Annotated in this window: 10 protein-coding genes; 1 reads left to right on the plus strand and 9 read right to left on the minus strand. The window is 56.8% G+C overall.

The window, feature by feature from the left end; all coding sequences use genetic code 11:
• Nucleotides 1-131 precede the first annotated feature (131 nt).
• Nucleotides 132-746 (minus strand): 30S ribosomal protein S4, encoded by a 615-nt coding sequence (rpsD, locus tag WBM93_RS13910; RefSeq protein WP_424432462.1) that lies wholly within the window; start codon nucleotides 744-746, stop codon nucleotides 132-134.
• A gap of 229 nt (nucleotides 747-975) precedes the next feature.
• Between rpsD and WBM93_RS13915 the strand changes: the two genes are divergently transcribed.
• Nucleotides 976-1,284, plus strand: a complete 309-nt coding sequence (locus WBM93_RS13915) for a chorismate mutase (RefSeq protein WP_424432463.1) — start codon at nucleotides 976-978, stop codon at nucleotides 1,282-1,284.
• 6 nt (nucleotides 1,285-1,290) lie between these two features.
• Here the strand turns inward: WBM93_RS13915 and WBM93_RS13920 are convergent, their stop codons facing one another.
• The 8 genes from WBM93_RS13920 to WBM93_RS13955 form a co-directional block, all read right to left on the minus strand.
• On the minus strand, nucleotides 1,291-2,037 hold the full coding sequence (locus WBM93_RS13920) for an RNA methyltransferase (protein ID WP_424432464.1): 747 nt from the start codon (nucleotides 2,035-2,037) through the stop codon (nucleotides 1,291-1,293).
• A complete protein-coding gene (nrdR, locus tag WBM93_RS13925) occupies nucleotides 2,034-2,495 on the minus strand; it encodes a transcriptional regulator NrdR (protein ID WP_424432465.1) in 462 nt (153 codons plus the stop codon). The genes WBM93_RS13920 and nrdR overlap by 4 nt, the downstream gene beginning before the upstream one ends.
• Nucleotides 2,496-2,510: 15 nt before the next feature.
• Nucleotides 2,511-3,800: a serine hydroxymethyltransferase gene (gene glyA / locus WBM93_RS13930; protein WP_424432470.1), complete on the minus strand. Its 1,290-nt coding sequence runs from the start codon at nucleotides 3,798-3,800 to the stop codon at nucleotides 2,511-2,513.
• A gap of 14 nt (nucleotides 3,801-3,814) precedes the next feature.
• Nucleotides 3,815-4,267, minus strand: a complete 453-nt coding sequence (gene rpiB / locus WBM93_RS13935; RefSeq protein WP_424432466.1) for a ribose 5-phosphate isomerase B — start codon at nucleotides 4,265-4,267, stop codon at nucleotides 3,815-3,817.
• 211 nt (nucleotides 4,268-4,478) lie between these two features.
• Nucleotides 4,479-6,419: a potassium transporter Kup gene (locus WBM93_RS13940; RefSeq protein WP_424432467.1), complete on the minus strand. Its 1,941-nt coding sequence runs from the start codon at nucleotides 6,417-6,419 to the stop codon at nucleotides 4,479-4,481.
• A gap of 153 nt (nucleotides 6,420-6,572) precedes the next feature.
• Entirely contained in the window at nucleotides 6,573-7,229 is a 657-nt protein-coding gene (locus tag WBM93_RS13945) for a tetratricopeptide repeat protein (protein WP_424432468.1), read from the minus strand.
• Entirely contained in the window at nucleotides 7,226-7,642 is a 417-nt protein-coding gene (locus tag WBM93_RS13950; protein ID WP_424432469.1) for a cytochrome c-type biogenesis protein, read from the minus strand. The genes WBM93_RS13945 and WBM93_RS13950 overlap by 4 nt, the downstream gene beginning before the upstream one ends.
• The gene (locus WBM93_RS13955; RefSeq protein ID WP_424432471.1) at nucleotides 7,639-8,166 is read right to left on the minus strand and encodes a DsbE family thiol:disulfide interchange protein; all 528 of its coding nucleotides are present in this window, start codon (nucleotides 8,164-8,166) and stop codon (nucleotides 7,639-7,641) included. Before WBM93_RS13955 ends, WBM93_RS13950 begins: the two co-directional genes overlap by 4 nt.
• Nucleotides 8,167-8,186 lie beyond the last annotated feature (20 nt).

Genomic DNA, 8,186 nt, shown 5'->3' on the forward strand with positions numbered 1-8,186 from the left:
AATTCAGCCGCCCGGATCGACATGTTGACCAAATCGGCGGCGTTCCTACCAAAATAGATTGTCTTCAACAGCGACAAAAAAAAGGGCGGCTCCAACGGGCCGCCCTTTTTTGTGAATATCGCCAGAAACAATCAGCGCGAATAGAATTCGACGACCAGATTGGGTTCCATCGTCACCGGATAAGGTACTTCGTCCAGTGTCGGGATGCGAACATAGGTCACTTTGTCCGTGCCATCTGGCGTCACATATTCAGGAATATCGCGTTCCGGCAGGCTCTGCGCTTCGATAACCAGAAGCATTTCCTGTGCCTTGTCGCTCAGGGAAATCACGTCGCCCGGTACAACCTTGCGCGATGCAACATTACATTTGACGCCGTTTACCCGGATATGACCATGGCTGACGAGTTGACGGGCAGCAAAAATGGTCGGGGTGAACTTGGCGCGATAAACAACCATGTCGAGACGCTGCTCGAGCAGGCCGATCAGGTTCTGGCTGGTATCGCCTTTCATCGCTGCGGCTTCCTTATAGGCGCGGCGGAACTGCTTTTCCGTCACATCGCCATAATAGCCTTTGAGCTTCTGCTTGGCGCGCAGCTGGATACCGAAGTCGGACAGCTTGCCCTTGCGGCGTTGACCGTGCTGGCCCGGGCCATAGTCGCGGCGATTGACGGGAGATTTGGGACGGCCCCAGATATTCTCGCCCATACGGCGATCGAGCTTATATTTGGAACTGGTACGTTTGGTCATATCAATGACTCCTCATTTGCTGTTTCTAAGTCTTCCCGGGACGCACCATCAAAACCCCGTAATCTCTGGGTCTTGATGCGGCCACCGCTTCACCGGGGTGCGGGGCCAATTGCAAGAGCGGGCCTATGGCGAGCAAAGCTGCGATTGTCAACATCGTTCGCCCGCGAAAATCTTGCGAATATGGCCACCAGCTATCGACTCTCTGATGGCGGGCGATTAATGGGCTGGCATGAATGATTTCAAGCCATTGCCACCCATGGAAACCATGACCGATGTCCGCGAACAAGTGGACCGCATCGATGGAGAGCTCATCGCCTTGATGGCCCAGCGCTTTGCCTGCATGGATGCCGCCGCGCGGATCAAGCAGGATCGCAATGTCGTACGCGATGAAACCCGCAAGGCGGCCGTCCTGGAGAATGTCAAACGATTGGCACAAGACGCCCGCATTCCCGTGCCGACGATGGCGGCGATCTGGGAAATGCTGGTCGAAACATCGATCAGCTACGAATTGCAGAAATGGGATCAGCTGCGCAAATAGCTACAGCTACGGCTGTTTTTCGGCCTTATCCTTGCGGGGCGGCCGCTCCAGCGAAGATATGACACCCCGCCATGTCTTGACCTCCTCGTTCGTCCATGCCGGTTTGGTCAGCATATTGCGAAGCGTTACTTTCGTCGCCGCAGCCCGGTCAGGCGGATAGAAATAGCCGTTCTTGTCCAGCGCCCGCTCGAGATGCCCGTAAAACATATCCAGCTCTTTCTGCGGAGCTGGCTCGGCTGACTTCTTTTCCAGTGTCGGCTGGACATTGGCGACACTATCCATCTTGGAAATTTCATAAGCCACGAGAATGACGGCCTGCGCCAGATTGAGCGACCCGAATTCGGGGTTGATCGGTACGGTAATGATCTTGCGCGCCAGTTCGACATCGACAATTTCCAGGCCGGACCGCTCCGGCCCGAACAGGATCGCGCATTTCCCGCTCGCTTGCGCCATGTCTTCGGCCGCCTCCCAGGGCGTCAGCACCGGCTTGGTCATGCCCCGTTTGCGAACGGTGGTGGCATAGACATGAGCACAGTCAGCGACTGCTTCCGCTGTAGTTTCAAAGACTTGAGCATGTTCGAGAATCTGGTCTGCCCCCGATGCCGATGGACCGGCATCCGGATTGGGCCAGCCGTCGCGCGGATTGACGATGCGCATTTCGGTAAGTCCGAAGTTCAGCATCGCCCGCGCAGCCTTGCCGATATTTTGCCCGAGTTGCGGGTTTACCAATATGATTGCAGGCTGATTGCTCACGCCCCGCCGACATCTTTCACACTGCCTGCAAATTCCTTGAAATCCTTGGCCTCCGTAAAATCCTTGTAGACCGATGCAAAGCGTATGTAGGCGACACTATCGAGCCCCTTCAGACCGTCCATCACCATCTCGCCGATTTTCTGGGACGGAATTTCTGTTTCACCGCTGGTTTCCAGCTGGCGCTGGATGCCTGAGACGAGCTGATCCATCTGCTCCTGCGCCAGACCGCGTTTCCGGCACGCAAGCGCCACCGACAGGTCTATTTTTGAACGATCAAACGGTTCCTTGCGGTCTTCACTTTTCACCACGGTGATTTCGCGCAGTTGAACCCGTTCAAAAGTCGTGAAACGAGCGCCACAGCTCTCGCACTGGCGCCGCCGCCTGATCGTCGTATTGTCCTCGGTGGGACGGCTGTCTTTGACCTGACTGTCGTCATGGGCACAAAAGGGGCAACGCATGTTCTGACTTTCCGATCAATCCTGGTAAATCGGGAAACGGTCGCAAAGCGCTTGTACCCGCTGGCGCACGTCCGCTTCGATCGCAGGATCGCCTGCCTCGCCCTTGTCGCGCAACCCGTCGAGCACATCCGCGACCATGTCTCCGATCATCTTGAACTCTGCGGGACCAAAGCCGCGGGTCGTTCCGGCGGGAGATCCAACCCGGATTCCGCTGGTCTTCATCGGTGGCTGCGGATCATTGGGAATGCTGTTCTTGTTGCAGGTAATGCCGGCCCGTTCGAGCGCCTCATCCGCGTCGCGCCCGGTGATTCCGAGCGGCGACAGATCGATCAGTGCGAGATGGGTGTCGGTACCGCCGGCAACCACGTCTGCACCACGCTCCTTGAGCGTAGCCGCGAGAATCTTGGCATTTTCAATCACAGCAGCAGAATAGCTTTTGAATTCCGGACGCAACGCCTCGCCAAAGGCCACGGCCTTGGCGGCAATCACGTGCATCAACGGCCCGCCTTGCAGACCGGGGAAAACCGCAGAGTTGATCTTCTTGGCGATGGCTTCGTCGTTGGTCAATATCATCCCGCCACGAGGTCCGCGCAGCGTCTTATGCGTTGTGGTGGTCACGACATCGGCATAACCAAGCGGGCTGGGGTGCAATCCGGCGGCTACCAGTCCCGCAAAATGGGCCATATCGACCATGAACAAGGCACCGACGGCGTCGGCAATGGCCCGGAACTTGGCAAAATCAATCTGGCGCGGATAGGCGGAACCGCCGGCGATGATCAGTTTCGGTTGATGTTCCTTGGCGAGCGCCTCGACTTCGTCATAGTTGATCAAATGATCGTCATCATTGACGCCATATTGGATCGCGTTGAACCATTTGCCCGACTGGGCCGGTTTGGCACCATGGGTGAGATGTCCGCCGGCATCGAGCGACATGCCCAGGATTGTATCGCCCGGCTTGACCAGCGCCAGCATCACCGCGCCATTGGCCTGTGCTCCCGAATGCGGCTGGACATTGGCAAAGCCGCAATCAAACAGTTGCTTGGCGCGCTCGATCGCCAGTGTTTCGACCGCATCCGACGGCGCGCAACCCTGATAATAGCGGCGCCCGGCATAGCCTTCGGCATATTTATTGGTGAATACAGAGCCCTGCGCCTGCAGCACGGCCTTGGAAACGATATTTTCCGACGCGATCAGTTCGATCTGGTTCTGCTGCCGTGCCAGTTCGGAATTGATCGCTCCGGCAACGGCAGGATCACTCTCGTCGACAGAAAAGTCGAAAAATCCGGTTTGGCGGATGTCCTGCATATCTGCGACATTGCTCACGCTTGTACTCCTTCAAAATTCGGTGCGGTCAATTTGTCGACCCGGCGCTGGTGCCGGTCGCCGCCAAATGGTGTTTTCAAAAAGACGTCGAGACAGTCTTTCGCGATTTCGATGCCGACCAGCCGTGCGCCCATCGCGATGACATTTGCGTCATTATGTTCGCGGGACAGTTTCGCCGACAAGCCTTCCGAGACCAGAGCGCAGCGACAGGCGGGATTGCGATTGACCGCCATCGAGATACCGATGCCCGAACCGCAGAGCGCGACACCGCGTTCGGCGCGTCCCGACGCCACTTCAGCGGCTAGCTTATAGCCAAAATCCGGATAGTCTACGCTATCGGCAGTCATCGGACCGAGATCCGCAACTTCATGCCCTGCCGCATTCAGCCAGTCCACCAAAGCGGCTTTCATGTCTAAAGCGGCATGATCGGAAGCAATAGCGATGCGCATGGGCAGTTCCTGTGTCGAGAATCGGATGCCCGCTATTTAGTGGAGAGCGGCGCGATAGGCCACCAAATAGTTGACGCGCCGCGTCATGCAAAGCGTGACGAAGCGTCAACCCCGGCGAAAGCCGGGGTCTGTTTCCGGTTGAAGAATATATACGCTATTAACGGTGCCAGACAAGGTCATGAATCGGCTACAAAATACCAATCTTTTGCCGTCAAATTTCCATCTGGCTACCCAGTTCCACCACGCGGTTGGTGGGGAGCTTGAAAAACTCCATCGCCGTGGCCGCGTTGCGCAGCAACCAGGCAAAGAGCTTCTCCCGCCAAACCATCATCTCGGGTTTTTTCGACGGCAGCAACGTCTGTCGCGAAAGGAAGAAGCTGGTGGTCATCATGTCGAATTCCATCCCGCAGCCTTTGACCTGTTTAAGAGCCTCGGGAACATTGGTTTCCTGCATGAAACCAAAATGGAGAATGAGCCGGTAGAAGCCATTGCCAAGATCCTTCACCTCGCAGCGCTTGTCCGGATCGATCGTCGGCACATCGTTGATATTGACGGTGAGGATGACCACGCGATCATGGATGACCTTGTTATGCTTGATATTGTGCAGCAACGCCGATGGCACGCCGGCTGAAGAAGATGCCATGAAAATCGCGGTACCGGGAACCCTTGTGGCACTGTTGGCCGCCGATTTGGTAAATATTTCAATCGGCATCGCTGATTCAGCCATGTTTTTCCGCATGATCTGACGCCCTTTCGCCCATGTGGTCAGGATGACGAAAGCAACCCCGCCAACCGCCAACGGGAACCAGCCGCCATCCGGAACCTTGGTCAGATTGGCCGCGAAATAAGCGCCGTCGACGATAAAAAACACTGCCAACAGCGGCACGGCATACCAGAGCTTCCATTTCCACAAGACCACCATCACAATGGCCAGCAAACAGGTGTCGATGAACATCGCGCCGGTAACCGCGATCCCGTAAGCCGAGGCAAGATTGCTAGAGCTCTGGAACGTCAGCACCAGCAGGATGACCGAAATCATGATTGCCCAGTTGATGAAGGGAATATAGATTTGCCCCGCTTCAGAAGCACTGGTGTGCTTGATCGTCAGGCGGGGAATGAAACCGAGCTGGATCGCCTGATGGGTCACCGAAAAGGATCCCGAGATGACGGCCTGACTGGCGATGAAGGTTGCCATCGTCGCCAAAATGACGAGCGGCAGACGAAGCACTTCCGGTGCCATGATGAAGAACGGACTTTCGATCGCCGCTGCTGCACCCGCGGCGTCCAGAGACAGGATCATCGCGCCTTGCCCGAAATAATTGCACAACAATGCCGGCATGACAAAACCGTACCAAGCGACCCGCATTGGTTTCTTGCCAAAATGGCCCATGTCGGCAAACAGCGCCTCGGAACCGGTAACCGCCAACACCACGGAACCCAGCGCCAAAAAGGCCTTAACCCCGTCGGTTATAAAAAACTGCACGGCATACCAGGGGTTGAAAGCATAAAGGACGGATGGATGTCCGACAATCTGGATGATACCGAGCGTCCCGATAACCGTGAAATAGACAAACATTACCGGCGCAAATAATGCGCCAATCTTCGCCGTCCCCCGAGACTGGATCAGGAACAGAAAAACCAGCAAAGTCAGCGCAATAGGAATGACAAGATGCCCCAGCCCGGGCTGCACCACAGCAAGCCCTTCGACCGCCGATAAGACCGAAATCGCCGGCGTGATCATGCTGTCGCCATAAAAGAGCGCGGTCGCGAAAACTCCCAGCAACACTGCCAGCCAGCCAAATTTGGATCGTCGCATCACCCCGGAAAGCAATGCAACAAGAGCCAGACTGCCGCCCTGCCCCTTGTTGTCAGCCCGCATGGTGATGCTGACATATTGTACGGTCACCACCAGAGTCATTGACCAGAAGATCAGGCTGACCACACCGAGAACATGTATCCGGTCGAGCTCCAGCGGATGCGCGCCGATAAATGTCTCACGAAAGGCGTAGAGCGGACTTGTACCGATGTCGCCGAACACGATCCCGATCGCGCCTGCGGCAAGTTTGGCTACGGCGGTGTTGCGCTGCGGCGATCCGTGTGTTTGCACGGTGTTGCCTTGCGTTTCTGCACTTTCGGTTGGTTCTGCGGACATTGATTGCCGTTAAGGCGATACCCCGATCAATTTGGACACAATATGCTGTTTACTGGCATTTGTGTCAGCAAGCGCGCGCGCTTAGCACGGGCCTTTAGCAGGTGCAATAAAACGACTGACTGCGAATATCAACTCATTCATAATACTCGGCTTTTACTGCTCGGACGGTGTTTTCGGTTCCATGGGAAGCGTCGGTTGTATCTGTTCCATGGTCGCCAGGCGCGACTCGAGATCTTCGCGCCACGGGGCGTCATCGCTGCTTCTCGCCAGTAATTCGGTCCAGATCGCCCGGGCCTGATCGATCTTGCCCGACTGGGCGTAAGCCAGGCCAAGGAAAAACGGTGGCCCCGGGTGTTCGGGCGACAGGTCAGCCGCTTTCTGGAAAGCGAATTGGGCCGCCGGGGTGATCACGCCATTGGCATGGACGACCAACGCATTGCCCAGTCCAACCCAGAGATCGGGATCGTCGGGATGTTCCTTGACCCCGTTGCGCAGATAATTGGCTGCCGCCCCGTGTTTGCCTGAACGATTGAGAGAATCGGAAAAGATCAGCCATTCCTGAGCCGTGCCGAAACGCTCCCCCAACTCGTTGCGCGCGTCGATCGTGTCCTCATTGAAGCTGTTGGCATCTTCCATCGGTTCGACCGAGACGCCCGCCATGCCCGGATTCCCCTGCCATGCGTAACCGGCAACACCGAGCAACAGCGCAGCAGCGGTTATTTCATAGGTGCTGCGGGACAATTTGCCGAGCCAGATCAAAGCAGCGACACAGATCAGCACCAAGAGGAAAACTATGATCCAGCCCATCATTCACCATCCTTGGGTTTGCGGAAACGTCCTCGCGCCAACCACAAGGCGGCAAGCAACAGGATGATCGGCGCGATCCAGAGCGGCCATGTAACGGCTGAAGCGATCGGCGGATCATAGGATACCCAATTGCCATAGCGTTCAATCAGCCAGCCTCGAACCGCTTCGGGTGTTTCACCTGCGGCGATTTTTTCCCGCACCTGACTGCGCATATCCCCCGCCATCGGCGCATTACTGTCGGCAATCGACTGGCTCTGGCATTTCAGACAGCGCAATTCTTCCATCAGCTCGCGCGCGGCGGCTTCCTGTTGCGGGTCATCCAGCTGCCGGTCGGCATAAGGCGCAGGTGGCAAGCCGGTCTGGGCCGCGATCGGGACCGCGAGACACAGGCTCACCAGAACAAGAAACCGCTTCATTTCGCTTCTTCCAGCAAGGCCAGTAGTTTGGGGACATCTTCTTCGCGGATATCGCCGATATGCTGATGGACGATGATACCATTGCCATCGATCACGAAGGTTTCCGGCACGCCGGACGACCCGAGTTCCAGCTGCACCTTGCTCGTGGTGTCGGTTCCGATCCGCGCATAGGGATTGCCCCAGCGGTTGAGGAAATTGGCAATATCTTCGGGTGTATCACGGCTGGCAACTGCATTTATCTCAACACCAGCCCGCTGCAGGGCCAACAATTGCGGCGCCTCGGCAATACAGGGCACGCACCAGCTGGCGAAGATATTGAGTAAAGTCGGCTTGCCTTGCGCGAGATCGGCGCTGCGCAACGCAGGCCGCTGTTCGATCGCACCGGGCAAGGCAAATGCGGGCATCGGCTTGCCCACCATCTTGCTTTCTATGATATTGTCTTTCGGCATCAGGAGGCCGGCAGCAACCGCGGCGAAGAACAGGCCGAACAGCGCGAGCGGCAACCAGAGCAACCAGCGGTTCATAGCATTGCCTCGGCAAATTC

The sequence above is a fragment of the Parasphingorhabdus sp. genome, from assembly GCF_049667325.1.
Lineage (GTDB): Bacteria > Pseudomonadota > Alphaproteobacteria > Sphingomonadales > Sphingomonadaceae > Parasphingorhabdus.

Excerpts from the sequence above, each read along its gene's own strand:
- WBM93_RS13955 (WP_424432471.1), bottom strand. The coding sequence starts at position 8,166 with ATGAACCGCTGGTTGCTCTGGTTGCCGCTCGCGCTGTTCGGCCTGTTC.
- rpsD (WP_424432462.1), bottom strand. The coding sequence starts at position 746 with ATGACCAAACGTACCAGTTCCAAATATAAGCTCGATCGCCGTATGGGC.
- WBM93_RS13940 (WP_424432467.1), bottom strand. The coding sequence starts at position 6,419 with ATGTCCGCAGAACCAACCGAAAGTGCAGAAACGCAAGGCAACACCGTG.
- glyA (WP_424432470.1), bottom strand. The coding sequence starts at position 3,800 with ATGCAGGACATCCGCCAAACCGGATTTTTCGACTTTTCTGTCGACGAG.
- WBM93_RS13915 (WP_424432463.1), top strand. The coding sequence starts at position 976 with ATGAATGATTTCAAGCCATTGCCACCCATGGAAACCATGACCGATGTC.
- WBM93_RS13950 (WP_424432469.1), bottom strand. The coding sequence starts at position 7,642 with ATGAAGCGGTTTCTTGTTCTGGTGAGCCTGTGTCTCGCGGTCCCGATC.
- WBM93_RS13945 (WP_424432468.1), bottom strand. The coding sequence starts at position 7,229 with ATGATGGGCTGGATCATAGTTTTCCTCTTGGTGCTGATCTGTGTCGCT.
- nrdR (WP_424432465.1), bottom strand. The coding sequence starts at position 2,495 with ATGCGTTGCCCCTTTTGTGCCCATGACGACAGTCAGGTCAAAGACAGC.
- rpiB (WP_424432466.1), bottom strand. The coding sequence starts at position 4,267 with ATGCGCATCGCTATTGCTTCCGATCATGCCGCTTTAGACATGAAAGCC.